General features: G+C 66.9%; 18 protein-coding genes. 8 read left to right on the top strand and 10 right to left on the bottom strand.

Annotated elements, in window-relative coordinates; all coding sequences use genetic code 11:
- Window positions 1–69: 69 nt before the first annotated feature.
- The gene (locus AC4AMJ_RS10560) at window positions 70–729 is read left to right on the top strand and encodes a biliverdin-producing heme oxygenase (RefSeq protein ID WP_489896198.1); all 660 of its coding nucleotides are present in this window, start codon (window positions 70–72) and stop codon (window positions 727–729) included.
- Between the two features lie 22 nt (window positions 730–751).
- Here AC4AMJ_RS10560 and AC4AMJ_RS10555 read toward each other — a convergent pair whose 3' ends face one another.
- Both AC4AMJ_RS10555 and AC4AMJ_RS10550 read right to left on the bottom strand, forming a co-directional pair.
- Window positions 752–1159, bottom strand: coding sequence for a hypothetical protein (locus AC4AMJ_RS10555; protein ID WP_489896197.1), 408 nt, complete (start codon window positions 1157–1159; stop codon window positions 752–754).
- Between the two features lie 82 nt (window positions 1160–1241).
- The gene (locus tag AC4AMJ_RS10550) at window positions 1242–2018 is read right to left on the bottom strand and encodes a TetR/AcrR family transcriptional regulator (RefSeq protein WP_489918015.1); all 777 of its coding nucleotides are present in this window, start codon (window positions 2016–2018) and stop codon (window positions 1242–1244) included.
- 101 nt (window positions 2019–2119) lie between these two features.
- Between AC4AMJ_RS10550 and AC4AMJ_RS10545 the strand changes: the two genes are divergently transcribed.
- Window positions 2120–3649 (top strand): MFS transporter, encoded by a 1530-nt coding sequence (locus tag AC4AMJ_RS10545; protein ID WP_489918014.1) that lies wholly within the window; start codon window positions 2120–2122, stop codon window positions 3647–3649.
- Here the strand turns inward: AC4AMJ_RS10545 and AC4AMJ_RS10540 are convergent.
- The 3 genes from AC4AMJ_RS10540 to glnA all read right to left on the bottom strand — a co-directional run bounded on the left by AC4AMJ_RS10540 (window position 3618) and on the right by glnA (window position 5750).
- The gene (locus AC4AMJ_RS10540; RefSeq protein WP_489896194.1) at window positions 3618–3920 is read right to left on the bottom strand and encodes a GlsB/YeaQ/YmgE family stress response membrane protein; all 303 of its coding nucleotides are present in this window, start codon (window positions 3918–3920) and stop codon (window positions 3618–3620) included. The genes AC4AMJ_RS10545 and AC4AMJ_RS10540 overlap by 32 nt on opposite strands.
- 63 nt (window positions 3921–3983) lie before the next feature.
- Window positions 3984–4181: a hypothetical protein gene (locus AC4AMJ_RS10535; RefSeq protein ID WP_489896193.1), complete on the bottom strand. Its 198-nt coding sequence runs from the start codon at window positions 4179–4181 to the stop codon at window positions 3984–3986.
- A gap of 135 nt (window positions 4182–4316) precedes the next feature.
- Complete coding sequence (glnA, locus tag AC4AMJ_RS10530) at window positions 4317–5750, bottom strand: type I glutamate--ammonia ligase (protein ID WP_489896192.1); 1434 nt, start codon at window positions 5748–5750, stop codon at window positions 4317–4319.
- Between the two features lie 351 nt (window positions 5751–6101).
- Here glnA and AC4AMJ_RS10525 point away from each other — a divergent pair, with 351 nt between their 5' ends.
- Window positions 6102–6602, top strand: a complete 501-nt coding sequence (locus AC4AMJ_RS10525; protein ID WP_489918013.1) for an RDD family protein — start codon at window positions 6102–6104, stop codon at window positions 6600–6602.
- 21 nt (window positions 6603–6623) lie between these two features.
- Here the strand turns inward: AC4AMJ_RS10525 and AC4AMJ_RS10520 are convergent, their stop codons facing one another.
- Complete coding sequence (locus AC4AMJ_RS10520; RefSeq protein WP_489896190.1) at window positions 6624–8165, bottom strand: amino acid permease; 1542 nt, start codon at window positions 8163–8165, stop codon at window positions 6624–6626.
- Between the two features lie 260 nt (window positions 8166–8425).
- Between AC4AMJ_RS10520 and AC4AMJ_RS10515 the strand changes: the two genes are divergently transcribed.
- From AC4AMJ_RS10515 to AC4AMJ_RS10495, 5 genes are read left to right on the top strand one after another with little or no spacing between them, the layout of a single operon-like run.
- Window positions 8426–9787 (top strand): glutamine synthetase family protein, encoded by a 1362-nt coding sequence (locus AC4AMJ_RS10515; RefSeq protein WP_489918012.1) that lies wholly within the window; start codon window positions 8426–8428, stop codon window positions 9785–9787.
- Entirely contained in the window at window positions 9774–10535 is a 762-nt protein-coding gene (locus tag AC4AMJ_RS10510) for a gamma-glutamyl-gamma-aminobutyrate hydrolase family protein (protein ID WP_489896188.1), read from the top strand. Before AC4AMJ_RS10515 ends, AC4AMJ_RS10510 begins: the two co-directional genes overlap by 14 nt.
- Window positions 10532–11908, top strand: a complete 1377-nt coding sequence (locus AC4AMJ_RS10505; protein WP_489918011.1) for an aldehyde dehydrogenase family protein — start codon at window positions 10532–10534, stop codon at window positions 11906–11908. Before AC4AMJ_RS10510 ends, AC4AMJ_RS10505 begins: the two co-directional genes overlap by 4 nt.
- On the top strand, window positions 11905–12690 hold the full coding sequence (locus AC4AMJ_RS10500) for a 3-oxoacyl-ACP reductase (RefSeq protein WP_489918010.1): 786 nt from the start codon (window positions 11905–11907) through the stop codon (window positions 12688–12690). Before AC4AMJ_RS10505 ends, AC4AMJ_RS10500 begins: the two co-directional genes overlap by 4 nt.
- Window positions 12691–12699: 9 nt before the next feature.
- Entirely contained in the window at window positions 12700–13458 is a 759-nt protein-coding gene (locus AC4AMJ_RS10495; RefSeq protein WP_489918009.1) for a FadR/GntR family transcriptional regulator, read from the top strand.
- A 60-nt stretch (window positions 13459–13518) separates the two neighbouring features.
- Here AC4AMJ_RS10495 and AC4AMJ_RS10490 read toward each other — a convergent pair whose 3' ends face one another.
- From AC4AMJ_RS10490 to AC4AMJ_RS10475, 4 genes are all read right to left on the bottom strand, one after another.
- Window positions 13519–14259: a DUF4191 domain-containing protein gene (locus AC4AMJ_RS10490; RefSeq protein WP_489896184.1), complete on the bottom strand. Its 741-nt coding sequence runs from the start codon at window positions 14257–14259 to the stop codon at window positions 13519–13521.
- Between the two features lie 78 nt (window positions 14260–14337).
- Window positions 14338–15402 carry a lipoyl synthase gene (gene lipA, locus AC4AMJ_RS10485; protein ID WP_489896183.1) on the bottom strand — a complete coding sequence of 355 codons (1065 nt, stop codon included), beginning with the start codon at window positions 15400–15402 and terminating at the stop codon, window positions 14338–14340.
- Window positions 15399–16106, bottom strand: a complete 708-nt coding sequence (gene lipB, locus AC4AMJ_RS10480) for a lipoyl(octanoyl) transferase LipB (protein ID WP_489896182.1) — start codon at window positions 16104–16106, stop codon at window positions 15399–15401. Before lipB ends, lipA begins: the two co-directional genes overlap by 4 nt.
- Window positions 16099–16983 carry a TIGR01777 family oxidoreductase gene (locus tag AC4AMJ_RS10475; protein ID WP_489918008.1) on the bottom strand — a complete coding sequence of 295 codons (885 nt, stop codon included), beginning with the start codon at window positions 16981–16983 and terminating at the stop codon, window positions 16099–16101. The genes lipB and AC4AMJ_RS10475 overlap by 8 nt, the downstream gene beginning before the upstream one ends.

The following is a 16983-nucleotide window of genomic DNA, read 5'->3' as shown; positions in this document are numbered from 1 at the left end:
GGACCGTCCGGTTCGTGCTGGTGCCGCGGGTTCCGATCATCGCGGCGTGGTGGTAACACTGGTGCCATCATGACGACCACGCCAGAGAGTTCGCCACCTCCCCTCGCGGGCCACGGTGACTCCGTGTCCGACTGTCTGCGGGCCGCGACAGCGGTGGCCCATGACCGTGCCGAACGCGCCACCTTCGTCGACGACCTGATGTCGGGTCGGCTCGATGCCGCCGATTATCTCAGCATGGCCGCGCAACTCTTCTTCATTTATCGCGCACTGGAATCCGTCGGTGATGACCTTGCCCGAGACGACATCGCGGGGCCGGTCCTCGACGAGCGGTTGCGGCGGCTCCCCAGACTGACCGCGGACCTGGCGGCGATGGGCGTCGACCCGGCGACCGTCACCCCGCTGCCCGGTGTGGCCGCATACGTCGCGGCCATCGAGGCCACCCGCGCGGACCCCGCACGGTTCGTGGCGCACCACTACACCCGGTACCTCGGGGATCTCAGTGGGGGACAGGTGATCCGGAGTCGGATGAAACTGCACTACGGCATGACCGACGAGACCCTGAGCTTCTACGTGTTCGACGAGATCGACAAACTGAAGCGCTACAAGGATGCCTACCGCGCCACCCTGGACGGGCTGCCGCTGGAAGGCGAGGACGTTCGCGCGTTGATCGACGAGGCGGTGGCCGCCTTCGGGCACAACGAGCGGATGTTCGCCGACCTCGCGGGCTGAGGGCCGAGAGGCCGGCGAACTGTCACTTGTCTGCGCCCTCGCGGTTCTCCTTGGCCTTGGTGACGCCGGCCTTGACCAGCAGCCAGGGCACGATCATCGTGGCCACGGCGGTGACGAGCCAGATGATCACCGTTGCCGCGATCCAGGTCTCGACACCGTCGATCTCGATGCCGTCGCCGACGAGGGTCGAGATCAACAACGCCACGAACGTGGAGACCAGACCGACACCGCCGATGAATGCGTCGGCATTGCGGTTGACGAACTTGAAGATGAACGGCCCGAGGATCGTCTGGGCGATGGCGAAGATCACCAGGGCGACCAGAAAACCGCCCCAGTGCACCGTCATCTTGTCGAGAAACGCGGTCGCCACGAGGATGCCGATGGCCGCCGAGATCAGGTAGACGACCGTACGGATGAGTATGCGGATCATGAATTCATGGTAGGCCGCAGCGGCAGGAATTCGGGCATGGATCGCCGTGTCGGGCTGTGGTTCACGACGCCGCGTGGGTTCGTCACGAGTCGGGCTCGGTGGTGGCGACGAGCCTGTCGAGTCCGTCGAGGATCACTGTGAGCCCGAAGGTGAGTTCCTCGGTGAAGAAGTCGTCGGAGTCGTGCATGGCGGCATCCGAGATCGCCGCTGCCAGATGGGGAAGTCGTTCCGGCTCGGCGAACTCGGCCACCATCGCCTCGTAGGTGCCGCCGGTATCGTGGCGGCCCGCGTCGCGGTCCGGGCCGTCCAGCAGGCCCATCTGGCTCGCCTGCCGGACATGGTGCCGGACAAAGCCGTCCACCAACAGCAGGGCACTCAGCTTTTGTTGTCCGGTGAGCCCGGTCTCGGCGAACGCCTGCAGTCCGGCCTCGGTCCAGGACAGCACATTCGGTCCCACGGGTGGTCGTTTCAGCGGCATCGCGGTCAGCCAGGGCCTCTTGCGGCCCACCGCCGCAGCCGCCAGGGCCCATGCGGTCAGGCGTTCCCGCCACGTCCCCTCGGCCGTGATCGCTGGGTCGGCAGGTCCGAAAGCGCTGTCGATCATCACCTCGATGACGTCGTCCTTGCTGTCGACATATCGGTACAGCGACATGGTCGTCAGCCCGAGGGCGGTCGCGATGGCCTTCATCGAGACCGCCTCGACGCCGTGCTCATCCGCGATCGACACCGCGGTTCTCCCGATGTCACGCACCGTCAGTGCCGGCCGTGGTCCGCGCCGCGGCGTCGGGTCCTCACGGCCCCACAGGAGACTGAGATAGCGCGGGACCGCTGGACGTTCGGTGTCATCCGTCGAGGTCATGACCGCCATCCTACTAACTGCTTGCCAGATACACGGTTGGGTTCGTAGTATCTGCTTACTCAGTAAACAGTCGATGCGATAAACAGAAAGGCGGTGGCGCCATGACCAGGCGTTCCCCGTGGCTCGGGCTCCTCGTCCTGTGCCTGCCCATCCTGATCGTCTCCATGGACGTGTCGGTGCTCTTCTTCGCCGTGCCGTACATCGCGGCGGATCTGTCGCCGACCCCGGAACAGCAATTGTGGATCTTCGATGTGTACGGCTTCGTGCTGGCCGGACTGTTGCTGTCGATGGGATCACTCGCCGACCGATTGGGTCATCGCCGGCTGCTGATGATCGGCGCGGTGGGATTCGGCGCGGCATCTCTCGCCGCGGCTTTCGCCGTGTCGGCCGAGATGCTGATCGGCGCCCGTGCCGTGCTGGCCGTCGCGGGCGCCACGCTGATGCCGTCGACACTGGCCTTGATCCGCCACATGTTCGATGACACCGCGCAGCGGGCGAAGGCCGTGGCGATCTGGAACGCGACGTTGGCCGGCGGTGTGGCCGTCGGTCCGATCGTCAGCGGCCTGCTGCTCGAACATCTCTGGTGGGGTTCGGTGTTCCTCATCAACCTGCCGTTCATGGTGGTGCTGCTGATCGCGGCGCCGATCGTGCTGCCCGGCGACACCGCGACGCCGAACCGTCGGGTCGATGTCCTGAGCGCCGTCCTGGTCCTGGCAGCGATCCTGCCCGTCGTCGCGGCGATCAAGAACCTCGCCGCCGACGGATGGTCGGTGACCCGGGTGGCCATGCTCACGGCAGGCCTGGTCGTGGGCGTGATCTTCGTTGTCCGCCAACGGCGGATCGATGACCCGATGATCGATGTCGCGCTGCTCGGCGAGCGACGCTTCGCCACCTCCGTGTGGACCAATCTCGTCTGCATGTTTGCGCTGCTGGGCAATTCGATCCTGATGACGCAGTACCTGCAGTCGGTGCTCGGATATTCGCCACTGCGAGCGGCACTGTGGAGTCTGGCTCCCTCGGTGGTCGTCGGGGCCGTCGCACCGGCGGCCGCCGTGATCGCGCAGCGAGTCGGCCGACCACCGGTGATCGTGGGCGGGATGCTCACGGGAGCAACCGGTTTCGCGATGCTGGGGGCGCTGACGGAGGTCGACTCGCTGCCGTCGGTGCTGATCGGTGCGGCGCTGCTCGCGGCCGGTGTCGTCGCGGCCACGTCGATGATCGCCGACTACGTCGTGGGGGTCGCGCCGGCCGACCGCGCAGGCGCGACCTCCGGTCTGCTCGAGACGTCGAGCGAACTGGGTGGGGCACTGGGCATCGCGGTATTGGGCAGTGTTGTCAACGCGGTGTACCGAATGAACTTCCCGGCCGGGTTGATCGGGGGAGAGGCGTCACGAAGCCTCGCCGGTGCGGTCGTCACCGCGCCGCATCTGGACGCCGGGCGCGGTGCGGCAGTACTCGATGCCGCACGGTCGGCATTCGTCGACGGCCTGGCGGTGGCAGCCTTCAGCGGCGCGGCCGTACTCGTCGGGTCCGCGGCTCTCGCGTTCTGGATGCTGCGCGACCGCAGTGACGCTCAGAGCGGCGTCGCGAGGCACAGGCTCACACGCGCCGCGCAGATCCCATCCGCTTGATGATCGCCGAACCGATGGCGACGACGATGATCGATCCGATGATGGCACCGATGATGCCGCCCCAGTCGAACTTGTCCTCGTCGCCGATCCCGAGCAGGCCGGTGAAGATCCAGTACCCCAGCAGGGCGCCGAGCAGTCCCAGCACGGTGGACGCCAGCCACGACCTCCACCCGCTCAGGGCCTTGAACGCATCGTTGGGGATCAGCGCGCGAGCGATGGCCCCACACACGAATCCCAGCAACAGTGCAGCGATCAGACTTCCGATGTCCATGTGACACCTCCTCTGACCGCAGCGTAGCGGCGTCGGGTAACGCGAGTGTCCGTTTTTCGGTGTCTAGAGGATCTCGACGGTGGTGCCGCGGGCGAGTCGTAGTTCGGAGCGGTTGGCGTCGGTGCTGTTGACGAGCTGGATCACGAACTGATCGTCCGCGTCCGGCACGGCCGAACGGACAACGGCCCGCAGGCCGTCGTAGCTGATGCGGTCGCCGGGGGCGAGTTCGTCGACGTGTCGGGTGCGCACTGTGGTGGTCATTCCTCAAACCTAAGGGCAACGGGTGTGAAACGGCAGGGTACAAAGCCCTTTTCGTGATGTCAATCACGTGAACTGACGCCGAAGGGCGGTCGGGAACAATGTTCCCGACCGCCCTTCGGCGTCGATCGTGTTCGCTCAGCAGTCGTAGTAGAGAGCGAACTCGTACGGGTGCGGACGGATCTGCACCGGCTCGATCTCGTTCTCGCGCTTGAGCGCGATCCAGGTCTCGATCAGGTCCTCGGTGAACACGCCACCGGCGGTGAGGTATTCGTGGTCCTCTTCGAGCTTGTCGATGACCGCCGACAGCGAGGTCGGTGCCTGCGGGATGCCCTTGGCCTCCTCCGGCGGGAGCTCGTAGAGGTCCTTGTCGACGGGCTCGTGCGGCTCGATCTTGTTCTTGATGCCGTCGAGTCCGGCCATCATCATCGCGGCGAACGCCAGGTACGGGTTGCCCGAGCTGTCCGGGCAGCGGAACTCGAGGCGCTTGGCCTTCGGGTTGTTGCCGGTGATCGGGATACGCACGCATGCCGAACGGTTGCGCTGGCTGTAGACCAGGTTGATCGGGGCCTCATAGCCGGGCACCAGGCGCTTGTAGGAGTTCACGGTCGGGTTGGTGAACGCCAACAGCGACGGCGCGTGATGCAGGATGCCGCCGATGTAGTAGCGCGCGAGGTCCGAGAGTCCCGCATAGCCGGCCTCATCGTGGAACAGCGGCTTGCCGTCCTTCCACAGCGACTGGTGGGCGTGCATGCCCGAGCCGTTGTCACCGAAGAGCGGCTTCGGCATGAAGGTGACGGTCTTGCCGTTCGCATACGCCGTGTTCTTGATGATGTATTTGAACAGCAGCACGTCGTCGGCGGCGTGCAGCAGGGTGTTGAACTTGTAGTTGATCTCGGCCTGACCGCCGGTGCCCACCTCGTGATGGCCGCGCTCGAGCTCGAAACCGGCGTTCTGCAGGTTCGTCGACATCTCGTCGCGCAGATCCACGTAGTGGTCGTACGGCGCGACGGGGAAGTAGCCACCCTTGGGGCGGACCTTGTAGCCGAGGTTGGGGCTGCCGTCCGGGTCGGTCGGCGACGCCGTGTTCCACCAGCCGGACTCCGACTCGACCTCGTAGAAGGTGCCGTTCATCTCCGAGCCGAACGAGACACCGTCGAAGATGTAGAACTCGGCCTCGGCACCGAAGAAGCAGGTGTCGGCGATGCCGGTCGAGGCCAGGTAGTCCTCGGCCTTGCGTGCGACGTTGCGCGGGTCGCGGCTGTAGGCCTCGCGGGTGAACGGGTCGTGGACGAAGAAGCTGATGTTCATCGTCTTCGCCTTGCGGAACGGATCGATTCGGGCGGTTGCCGGGTCGGGCAGCAGCATCATGTCCGACTCGTCGATCGACTGGAAGCCGCGAACGGACGAACCGTCGAACGCCAGCCCGTCCTCGAACACGTCCTCGTTGAACGCGGAGGCCGGGATCGAGAAGTGCTGCATCACACCGGGCAGGTCGCAGAAGCGGATGTCGACGTACTCGACACCCTCTTTCTTGATGCCCTCGAGAAGTTCTTCTTTGCTGCTGTACACCGTGCGGTGACTCCTTAACTTGTTCGGGGTGGCCAGCGAACTGGCCCGCCTCATCCGCCGGCTGGTGGCAGGCGGATCTCAGCGTGAACCGTATGGACGCGACGTTGCCTAGTCGTCAAGGGCGTGTTTCTCCTGTGTTACACGGCCATGATGCCTCGACAACATGGTTGTTCCGCTGAGCAACGATGCCATGTCGGCTATCCGCGCACCACGGAAGTCCCGGATTGGCCGCCTCGGGCGGCCGCGACCCGGGCGCCTCGGACGCCGTGCCACCGCGGATTACCATGGCGTCATGCGAGCATCCACACCGTCCGCCGTACCGCGCAGCGAGTCCCCAACGGGGGCGTGCTGATGGGCAGGGCGACCGGTTCGTGGCTGTCCGGCCCGCAGATCGGGCCGAGTGGCGGTGGGGGCGACTACCGCGGCCAGGATCTCGGACTGCCCGAGTCCGGCCCCGGGGCGTTGGCCGGTGGATGGCTGCGAACCGTCGCGCTGCTGGTGGACTGGTTGCTCGCGGGCGGTGTCTCGTTGCTGTTCGTCTCGTTCGACTCCCCGATGCTCGGCACCGCGGTCCTCGGCGTCTGGTTCGTGCTCGGCGTGGTGGCGGTGACGTTCTTCGGCTTCACCCCGGGTCAGTTCGCGGTGGGTTTGCGGGTGGCGCGGGTGGACCACGGCACCGAGCGCGCCGAGCAGGAGGCGCAGGGCACGGTGCCGCCGGCAGCGGTCGGCATCGTCCGCGCCCTCGTTCGGCAGGTTCTCATCGTCTTCCTGGTGCCGGCGCTGATCAACGACTACAACGGCCGGGCCATGCACGACCGGGCGACGGGGACCGCATTGGTGCGGACCCGCTGACGCCCGGTCGCGGGTGACGCGTCAGTCGGTGTGGCCCTTGAGGATCTCGTCCTCGATCGTGCCGCCGAGCCCTTCGGCCTCCGGGTCGTAGCCGTGCAGGCCGCCGGTCACCGCGTACTCCTCCTCGGGTGACAACACCAATCGATGCCGACCGTAGAACCCGAAGATCAGCAGACCGATCACGTAGAACACGACGATCGCGATCACGGCGTCGCGGTAGTCCGGATTGATCAGCACGCCGATGAAGGTGATCGCGGCGATGACGAAGGCGACCCCGGCGCCCCAGAGCCCGACCGGACTCCGATAGGGGCGGCGTGCGTTCGGGTATTTCCGGCGCAGGATGACGAACGACACCATCTGCAGCATGTAGGCCAGGACCGCGCCCCAGACCGCGATGTTCAGCACGATCGCGCCGGCACCGGAGATCCAGTACTCGATGATCAGCAGGGCGACGAACCCGATCACCGCGCCGGTGATCAGCGCGACGTACGGGGTCTGCCGGGAGCCGGTCAGCGACAGGACTTTCGGGTAGTAGCCGGCACGGCTGAGCGAATACAGGTTGCGGCCGTAGGCGTACATGATGCCCTGCAGGCTCGCGAGCAGGCCGATGAGGGCGAACGCCGACAGCACCGAGGCCCAGCCCGACGGCAGGAATGCGCGGAATCCGTCGAGTAGTGGCTCGCCGGAGTCGCCCAGCGCGGACGAACCGGTGACCGCGGGATTGAGGAAGAACACGATGGCCGCGCAGGCGACGAGGGTGATCATGCCCCAGATGCCGGCGCGCGGGATGTCCTTGGTGGGCTCATGGGCCTCCTCGGCGGCCAGCGGGAGTTCCTCGATCCCGAGGAAGAACCACATGGCGAACGGCAGCGCATAGAGGATGCCCATCACACCGAAGGGCAGGAAGTCGCTCGCGCCGGCCTTGGAGCTGTCCGGGTCGATGTCGAGGAGCTTGCCGAAGTCGACGGCCCCGTTCGCGATGGCGAGGATACCGAACAGGACCAGGATGCCGATGGAGACGAGGGCGACGATGATCGCGAACTTGAACGACGCCTCCGCGCCCCAGGAGTTGAGGCCGATGAAGATCGCGTACAGGATGATCCACCACACCCAGGCGGGCATGCTCAGGCCGAACAGGTCGTCGGTGATCGCGTCGGCGTAGGACGCCGAGAAGTAGACGACGACACCGGTGGTGAAGACGTATTCGATGGTCTCGGCGAAGCCGGTGACGAAGCCGCCCCACGGCCCCATCGCGGCCCGGGCGAACGAGTAGGCACCGCCGGTGTGCGGCATCGCCGCCGACATCTCGCCGATCGAGAACAGCATGCCGAAGTACATGATGACGATGACGACGGTGGCGATGCCGAGCCCGCCCCAGCCGGCCTGGCCGATGCCGAAGTTCCAGCCGGAGAAGTCGCCGGAGATGACCGCGGCGATCCCGATGCCCCAGATACCCCAGAAACCGGCGCTGCGTTTGAGCTGCCGTTTCTCGAAGTAGCCGTCTTCGGCGTGCGTATAGGTGGCCCCGGATGATTTCATCGCCGGTTTCATGGCATCTGCCATCGCGTTGCTCGCTCTCGAGTGGGACGGATCGGGTGGACGGATCGGGGTGGGAAAACGATCGTGGGACCGCCGGACAGCGCTCCGCTGTTAAGGCACAATATGACGCCAATGGTTGGCTCACCCACCTTTAGACGAAAATTTCCGGTTAAATCGGACGGTGAATTCGAGTTGATCGAGTGTCCAATGGTTGACTGAGGCCGAATCAGGTGGGCCACTCGTCGGCCCGAGAGCACGAGACCGGAGCACACAGAGGAGTGTCGATGACCGACGGCATGCTGGACATGGCCGATCTGCAGGAACTCGTCACCGCCGACGAGATCGACACGGTGATCGTCGCGTTTCCCGACATGCAGGGCCGGCTCACCGGAAAACGGGTGTCGGCGCGGCTCTTCCTCGACGACGTCGCCGCGCACGGGGCGGAATGCTGCAACTATCTGCTGGCCGTCGACGTGGACATGAACACCGTGGACGGTTACGCGATGTCGAGCTGGGAGACCGGGTACGGGGACATGGTGATGACCCCCGACTTCAGCACGCTCCGGCGAATCCCGTGGCTACCCGGGACCGCGCTGGTGCTCGCCGATCTCGGTACCACCGACGCCGAACCCGTGTCGCCGGCGCCGCGAAACATCCTGCGACGCCAGATCGATCGGCTCGCCGAGCGGGGACTCGTGCCGTTTGTCGGTACCGAGCTCGAGTTCATGGTGTTCGACAACACCTTTCGGGAGGCGTGGGCCAAGCGCTATCACGACCTCACGCCCGCCACCGACTACAACGTCGACTATGCGATGGTCGCCTCGACCCGGATGGAACCGCTGCTGCGCGACATCCGGCGCGGGATGGACGGCGCCGGCATGTACTGCGAAGGCGTCAAGGGCGAGTGCAATCTGGGTCAGCAGGAGATCGCCTTCCGCTACGACCAGGCCCTGGTGACGTGTGACAACCACACGATCTATCGCAACGGTGCCAAGGAGATCGCCGATCAGCACGGCAAGAGCCTCACGTTCATGGCGAAGTTCGACGAGCGCGAGGGCAACAGCTGCCACATCCACATCTCGTTGCGCGCCGAGGACGGCACGGCAGTGTTCGCCGACGACGGCGATCCGGACGGGATGTCGGCGATGTTCCGGCACTTCATCGCCGGGATTCTCGCGTCGCTGCGCGAGTTGACGCTGTTCTATGCGCCGAACATCAACTCCTACAAGCGATATGTCGACGGCAGCTTCGCGCCGACCGCGATCGCATGGGGGATGGACAACCGGACGTGCGCGATGCGCGTCGTCGGACATGGCGCGGGGATGCGGGTCGAGTGCCGTGCGCCGGGCGGCGACGTCAACCAGTACCTGGCGGTGGCCGCCCTGATCGCCGCCGGACTCGACGGGATCGATCGCGCGCTGCCGCTACCCGAGATGGCCACCGGCAATGTCTATGCGGGGCAGGCGGACCGGCTCCCGACGTCGCTGGCCGAGGCCGCCGAACTGTTCGCGGGCTCGGCGTTGGCGCGCGCGGCATTCGGGACCGACGTCGTCGAGCACTACCTCAACAATGCCCGGGTGGAGCTGGCGGCGTACGGTTCGGCCGTGACCGATTGGGAAAGGGTGCGCGGGTTTGAACGCCTCTGAACGAGCAGGGGTCAACCGGCCGATCATCGGATTGACCACCTACCTGGAACAGTCCCGCACCGGGGTGTGGGATGTGCGCGCCAGCTTTCTCCCGCACGTGTATTTCGACGGGATAAGCCGAGCGGGCGGTATCGCGGTGCTGCTGCCGCCACAGGACGTCGACGCGGCGGTCGCCCGACGGGTCGTCGAGGGTCTGGACGCGCTGGTGCTCACCGGCGGTGTCGACGTCGACCCGGCCGGATACGGGCAACAGCCGCACCCGGAGACCGACCGCCCGCGAACCGATCGGGACGCCTGGGAGTTCGCTCTGCTGGATGCCGCACTGCGCCGCGATCTCCCGGTGCTGGGCATCTGTCGCGGCATCCAGGTGCTCAACGTGGCCCTCGGCGGCACATTGCATCAGCATCTGCCCGACGTCCTCGGGCACTCGCGCCATCGCGCGGGCAACGCGATCTTCTCCAGTACGGAGATCGAGATCACCCCGGGTACGCGCCTCGCATCGTTGCTCGGCGAGCACGTGGAAGCACAGTGTTATCACCACCAGGGCATCGATCGGCCCGCTGACGGTCTGGTCGTCAGTGCCCGGGATGCGGACGGATTGATCGAGGCGCTCGAGCGTCCCGGTGACGAGTTCGTGCTGGCGGTGCAGTGGCATCCCGAGGAGCGACTCGATGACCTACGGCTGTTCTCCGCGGTCGTCGATGCCGCACGTATCCGGTTGGCCCGAGCCGAGGAGGTGGACGCGTGACCACAGTGGAGCTGATCAACCCGGCAACCGGGCAGGTCTTCGCCGACGTCGAGTTCTTTGATGCGAGCGCGGTCGACGACGCCGTGGACGCGGCCCGACGAGCGCAGCGGACGTGGGCCGGTCGGTCACCGGCCGCGCGAGCGCAGGCGCTCCGTGATTTCGCTGCGGCCGTCGCCGCCCATCGCGACGAACTGGCCGCCCTCGAGGTGGCGAACTCGGGGCATCCGATCGGGCAGGCCCGCTGGGAGGCGGAGCATGTGTCCGATGTACTCACCTACTACGCTGCGACACCGGAACGTCTGTCCGGCAAGCAGATCCCGGTCGCGGGTGGTATCGACATCACCTTCTGTGAGCCCATCGGGGTGGTCGGCGTGATCACCCCGTGGAACTTCCCGATGACGATCGCGTCGTGGGGATTCGCCCCCGCGCTGGCGGCCGGCAACGCGGTGATCGTCAAGCCCGCCGAGTGGACACCACTGACCACCATCCGACTCGCGGAACTCGCCGTCGAGGCCGGGCTGCCGGACGGTTTGCTGCAGGTGGTGCCCGGCCGCGGGGACGTCGTCGGCGAGGCGTTGCTGGGGCATCCGGGTATCGGCAAGATCGTGTTCACCGGATCCACCCGGACCGGCCGGCACGTGATGACGCGGGCTGCCGAGTCGGTGAAGCGGGTGACGCTCGAACTCGGTGGCAAGAGCGCGAACATCGTCTTCGCCGATTCGGATCTCGAGCAGGCGGCCGCGACGGCACCCTACGGCGTCTTCGACAACGCCGGGCAGGACTGCTGTGCGCGCAGCCGGATTCTCGTGCAACGCAGCGTGTACGAGACGTTCATGGAGATGCTCGAGCCCGCTGTGACCGGCGTACGCGTCGGCGACCCGACCGCCGACGATACGGAGATGGGGCCCCTTGTGTCCCGGGCACACTGGGAGAAGGTGGCGTCGTTCGTCCCCGCCGACGCGCCGGTCGCCTTCCGCGGGAGCGCGCCCGACGGGCCGGGATTCTGGTTCCCGCCGACAGTTCTCACGCCACAATTGGGCGACCGATCCGTCGTCGAGGAGATCTTCGGACCGGTGGTCACGGTGTTGCCGTTCGACGACGAGGCCGACGCCGTCGCGATCGCGAACGCCACCGACTATGGGCTCGCGGGCTCGATCTGGACCAACGATCTCGGTCGTGCACTGCGGGTTTCGCGGGCGGTCGCGGCCGGCAACCTGTCCGTCAACTCGCACTCGGCGGTGCGGTACGGCACACCGTTCGGCGGCTTCAAACAGTCGGGACTCGGGCGGGAACTGGGCCCCGACGCCCCACTGGGATTCACCGAGACCAAGAACGTGTTCATCGCGGTGCCCGATCTGGAAGGGAAAACATGAGTACGACAGTCGATCTGACCCAACGTCTGGCCGGACGCGTCGCGGTGATCACCGGCGGCGGCAGCGGTATCGGGCTGGCCGCCGCGCGACGGATGCGTGCCGAGGGCGCGACCATCGTGATCGGCGATCTGGACCCTGAAGCCGGTAAGCGGGCCGCCGAGGAGGTCGACGGTCTGTTCGTCGCGGTCGATGTGGCCGACCAGACACAGGTCGACGAGCTGTTCGACTCGGCAGCCCAGCACTACGGAGGCGTCGACGTCGCCTTCAACAATGCGGGCATCTCACCGCCTGACGACGACCTCATCGAGAACACCGGACTCGACGCCTGGGAGCGCGTGCAGTCGGTCAACCTCACGTCGGTCTACTTCTCCTGTCGGGCGGCTCTGCGGCACATGACAGTGGCGGGCAAGGGTTCGATCATCAACACGGCGTCGTTCGTCGCGGTGATGGGTTCGGCTACCTCTCAGATCTCGTACACCGCGTCGAAAGGCGGGGTGCTGGCGATGTCGCGGGAACTCGGCGTGCAGTACGCGCGGCAGGGCATCCGGGTCAATGCGTTGTGTCCGGGGCCGGTGAACACGCCGCTGTTGAAGGAACTGTTCGCCAAGGATCCGGAGCGTGCGGCTCGCAGGCTGGTGCATGTGCCGGTCGGCCGGTTCGCCGAGCCGGAGGAACTCGCCGCCGCAGTCGCCTTCCTCGCCAGCGACGACGCGTCGTTCATCACGGCATCGACCTTTCTCGTCGATGGCGGGATCAGCTCGGCCTATGTGACCCCGCTGTAGGTACGTCTCATGACGATTCCCGCCCGATCGGAACAACTCGCCGACGCGCTGCTCGCGCCGGTCCGTCCCGCGAACGCATTCGAGGAGACCGTGGGGCGGTTGCTCCAGCTGATCCGGCTGGGGGTGTTCGAGCCGGGGGAGTCGATCCCGCCCGAACGCGAACTCGCGCTGCGTCTCGGCGTCAGCCGCGACACCGTTCGGGAGGCGATCAAGGCGCTGGCCGACGCCGGGTTCCTGGTGTCCAAGCGCGGACGGTACGGCGGCACGTTCCTGGCCGAGCGGCTGCCGGCACCCGGGGCCATCGCGGGAACCGACCTCGCCGAGGGGGACATCGAACCGATCAGCCGGGTCGAGCTCGACGACACAGTACGGGTTCGGGAGATCCTCGAGGTGGGCGCGGCCCGGATGGCGGCGGGGCGAACCTTCTCCGCCGCCGAACGGGAATCCCTGTGGGCACGACTCACCGACTCCGGTGACGCCGCCGGAGCCGGTGGCGACGACTATCGCAGGCTCGACTCACGGCTGCATCTGGCCATCGCGGAGGCGGCGGGCGCCCCGACACTGGTCACGCTCGTCGCCGACAACCGGATGCGCATCAATCGTCTGCTGGACCGGATCCCTCAGCTCGAACCGAACATCACCCATTCCGAGAAACAGCACAAGGCGATCGTCATCGCGATCCTGACCGGCAACCCCGATGCCGCCGCCGACGCGATGCGTGCGCACATCGACGGCACCGCGACGCTGCTGCACGGCTTCCTGGACTGACCTGTGAGAAGCAACAGCCCGCGCACTGCGCGGGCTGTTGCTACGAAATCGATTGTGACGTCAGCTCTTGCGGCGGGCGGTGCGCTGCATCCCACGCACCTTGGCATTGCCCGGTAACGGGCCCTTGGGCATGCCCGGTCCCTGCGGGTTGCGACCGCCGAGTGCCGCGAGCCGTCCCTCGAGGGCATCCATCCGCTTGGCGTCGATGTTCTTGGGCAGTTTGTTGAGGTGCCGTTCGAGCTTGCTCAGTGCGACCTGACCGTCGTCGTTGCCGACGATGATCTCGTAGATCGGGGTGTCGCCGACGACGCGGGCGGCCTTCTTCTTCTCCTGCGCGAGCAGTGGGCGGACGCGAGTGGGAGAGCCCTCGCCGACGAGGATCACGCCCGGCTTGCCGATCACCCGGTGCACGGCGTCGAGGTGGGCGTTGCCGGACACCGCCTGCTTCACCCGCCACTGGCCGCGCATGTTGCCCAGCGCCCAGCCCGCGGCACCCGGCTGACCCTCGGCCTTCGTGTAGACGGTGCGCTGCACCCGTCGGCCGAACAGGAGGAACGCCGCCAGCAGACCCAGGACGATGCCCAGCGGGAGCAGGAGCCACACCGAGCCGAAGACGAAGCCGAGGACCACGAAGACGGCGACGATGACGACGAAGAGGCCGACCATGTACGGGATCAGCCGTTTGTCTTCCTTGCGCTGCATCTGGAAGGCCTGCCACATCTGCTGGCGACGTTCCTTCGACGCCTGCCTGCGGGCCTTTTTCGCTGCGGCCTTCGCCTCTTTGTCTTGCGCCTTTGCCATGGTGACCAGTTTACGGCGCGCTTCGGCCGCTCCGGCCACGGGTTCGGGCTCCCGCCTCGAACCGGACGGGCGATGGGGCTATCGGGCCAGGCGGGCGAGGAGGCTGGACGCCTCCTGGCTCGCGCTTCCCTCGTCGGCGAGATGTGCCAGTGCGGGCTCGAGTTCACGGCCGCGGTGTGCCATCGCCTGCGCGTAGAGGCGTCCGGCCCGGTAGGACGAGCGGACCAGCGGGCCGGCCATGACACCGGCGAACCCGATCTCGGTGGCGAACTCGGAGTGGTCGACGAACTCCTCGGGCTTGACCCAGCGTTCCACCGGATGATGGCGGGGCGAGGGGCGCAGGTACTGGGTGATCGTCAGGATGTCGCAGCCCGCCTCGTGGAGGTCGACGATCGCCGATTGCACCTCTTCGGGCGTCTCGCCCATGCCGAGGATCAGGTTCGACTTGGTGACCAGCCCGAAGTCGCGAGCCTGGGTGAGCACGTCGAGGGAGCGTTCGTAGCGGAACGCCGGGCGGATGCGCTTGAAGATGCGCGGCACGGTCTCCAGATTGTGGGCCAGCACCTCGGGGCGGGCATCGAACACCTCGGCGAGCAGATCCGGCTTGGCGTGGAAGTCCGGGATCAGGTTCTCCACGCCGGTGCCCGGGTTGAGTCGGTGGATGGCGCGCACGGTTTCGGCGTACAGCCACGCACCCTCGTCGGGCAGGTCGTCGCGGGCCACACCCGTGATGGTCGAGTACCGCAGGCCCATCGCCTGCACACTCTCGGCGACGCGGCGGGGTTCGTCGCGATCGAGTTCGGCGGGCTTGCCGGTGTCGATCTGACAGAAGTCGCACCGCCGGGTGCACTGCTCGCCGCCGATGAGGAAGGTGGCCTCGCGGTCTTCCCAGCATTCGTAGATGTTCGGGCAGCCGGCCTCTTCACACACGGTGTGCAGGCCCTCACGCTTCACCAAGCCCTTGAGCTCGGTGTACTCCGGTCCCATCGTCGCGCGGGTCTTGATCCAGTTCGGCTTGCGCTCGATCGGGGTCTGCGCGTTGCGTACCTCGAGACGCAGCAACTTGCGGCCGCCCGGTTCGGGGGCCGGCGAGACCCGGCCCGGCGTGTCAGGTGTGGCGTCGGGGGATGAGGACACAGTCACTGCTCCGATCCTACGCTCGCGGTCAGCGGCGCATCGATCACGTTGTGGGTGGCGTCGAGGGCGGCCTGCACGGCCGCTGCGACGGGTTCGACCAGGTCATCGACGGTGATCGGCCGCGCGAGTTCGCGGCTCAGCGACGTCACCCCGGCATCGGCGATGCCGCACGGGACGATTGCCTCGAAGGCACTCATGTCGGGGTCGATGTTGAGCGCGAAGCCGTGGAGCGCGACACCGCGCGCCACCCGGATGCCGATCTGGCCGAGTTTGCGTTCACCGGCGTCATCACACACCCACACGCCGGATCGGCCGGCGACGCGGCCCGTCGGCACGCCCGCGTCGCGGCAGACCGTGATCAACGCCTCCTCGAGGCGCCGCACATACTCGACGACGTCGAGCGGTTCGGCCAGACGAACGATGGGATAGCCGACCAGTTGCCCCGGTCCGTGCCAGGTGATCCGACCACCGCGGTCGACATCGATGACCGGCGAGCCGTCCGTCGGGCGGTCCGAGTCCTCGGTCCGTTTTCCGGCCGTATAGGTGGAGGCATGCTCCAGCAGCAACAGCACGTCGTGCTCGAGGACGCCATCGGCACGCTCGGTCGCGAGCCGATGCTGCAGGTCATAGGCCTCGCGGTAATCGATCAATCCGTCGAGTCGGCGCACTTCGAGTGGCACGCCGGACTGACGGATGGATGCCTCACGCATTGACGTACTCCAGTGCGTTGTCGATCTGCGGGTGGGTGAACTCAAAGCCGTGTTCGGTCAGCACAGCAGGTGTAACGCGCTGACTGAACAGAATCATTTCCTCGGCCAGCTCGCCCCCGGCCGCCTTGGCGGCGAACGCCGGCACCTTGAACAGGGTGGGTCGGTGCATCGACCGGCCCAGCGCGTCGGTGAACTCCCCGAACGGCAGCGATCCCGGCGACGACAGGTTGACCGGTCCGCTGATCGACGACTCCAGCAGGAACGCGATCGCCCGCACCTGGTCGGGCAGGCTGATCCACGAGAAGTACTGCTTGCCGTCGCCGATGGCACCGCCGAGGCCGAGCCAGAAGATCGGCTTGACCCGACTCACCAGACCACCCTTGCGGGCCAGTACCGGTGCGGTGCGCAACAGCACCAACCGCGTGCCACCACCGGTGTTGGCGGTGGCCGCCCGCTCCCAGTCGGTCACCATCTCGGCCAGGAATCCCTCGCCGGCGGGGTCGCCCTCCACCGCGGCATGCGTTCCGGTGTCGCCGTAGTAACCGCTGGCCGACGCGTTGATGAAGGTCGGCACGCCCGCCGCGGTCACCGCCTGGGCGAGCACCTCGGTGGGTGTGATCCTCGAATCCCGCAGCTCCTGCTTGTAGCGGCCGGTCCACCGGTGGTCACCGACACCGACCCCACCGAGCCCGATGACCGCGTCGACGCCGTCGAGACTCTCCTCGGGTACCCCGAATGTCTCCGGGTCCCAGCTGAACTCGTCATCCGACAGCGCCTCGCGTCGGACCAGGCGCACCACGGTGTGATCGGCCCCGCGTAGTGCGGAGACCAGAGCGGAGCCGATCATCCCCTGCGAGCCGGCGACGGCTATGCGCAT

It is taken from the genome of Gordonia sp. LMA484, from assembly GCF_058129505.1.
The sequence above is the reverse complement of the archived record's forward strand: the minus strand, read 5'-3'. Positions and strand labels throughout refer to the sequence as shown.

Excerpts from the sequence above, each read along its gene's own strand:
- AC4AMJ_RS10560 (WP_489896198.1), top strand. The coding sequence starts at position 70 with ATGACGACCACGCCAGAGAGTTCGCCACCTCCCCTCGCGGGCCACGGT.
- AC4AMJ_RS10555 (WP_489896197.1), bottom strand. The coding sequence starts at position 1,159 with ATGATCCGCATACTCATCCGTACGGTCGTCTACCTGATCTCGGCGGCC.
- AC4AMJ_RS10550 (WP_489918015.1), bottom strand. The coding sequence starts at position 2,018 with ATGACCTCGACGGATGACACCGAACGTCCAGCGGTCCCGCGCTATCTC.
- AC4AMJ_RS10545 (WP_489918014.1), top strand. The coding sequence starts at position 2,120 with ATGACCAGGCGTTCCCCGTGGCTCGGGCTCCTCGTCCTGTGCCTGCCC.
- AC4AMJ_RS10540 (WP_489896194.1), bottom strand. The coding sequence starts at position 3,920 with ATGGACATCGGAAGTCTGATCGCTGCACTGTTGCTGGGATTCGTGTGT.
- AC4AMJ_RS10535 (WP_489896193.1), bottom strand. The coding sequence starts at position 4,181 with ATGACCACCACAGTGCGCACCCGACACGTCGACGAACTCGCCCCCGGC.
- AC4AMJ_RS10525 (WP_489918013.1), top strand. The coding sequence starts at position 6,102 with ATGGGCAGGGCGACCGGTTCGTGGCTGTCCGGCCCGCAGATCGGGCCG.
- AC4AMJ_RS10520 (WP_489896190.1), bottom strand. The coding sequence starts at position 8,165 with ATGGCAGATGCCATGAAACCGGCGATGAAATCATCCGGGGCCACCTAT.
- AC4AMJ_RS10515 (WP_489918012.1), top strand. The coding sequence starts at position 8,426 with ATGACCGACGGCATGCTGGACATGGCCGATCTGCAGGAACTCGTCACC.
- AC4AMJ_RS10500 (WP_489918010.1), top strand. The coding sequence starts at position 11,905 with ATGAGTACGACAGTCGATCTGACCCAACGTCTGGCCGGACGCGTCGCG.
- AC4AMJ_RS10495 (WP_489918009.1), top strand. The coding sequence starts at position 12,700 with ATGACGATTCCCGCCCGATCGGAACAACTCGCCGACGCGCTGCTCGCG.
- AC4AMJ_RS10490 (WP_489896184.1), bottom strand. The coding sequence starts at position 14,259 with ATGGCAAAGGCGCAAGACAAAGAGGCGAAGGCCGCAGCGAAAAAGGCC.
- lipB (WP_489896182.1), bottom strand. The coding sequence starts at position 16,106 with ATGCGTGAGGCATCCATCCGTCAGTCCGGCGTGCCACTCGAAGTGCGC.
- AC4AMJ_RS10475 (WP_489918008.1), bottom strand. The coding sequence starts at position 16,983 with ATGCGCATAGCCGTCGCCGGCTCGCAGGGGATGATCGGCTCCGCTCTG.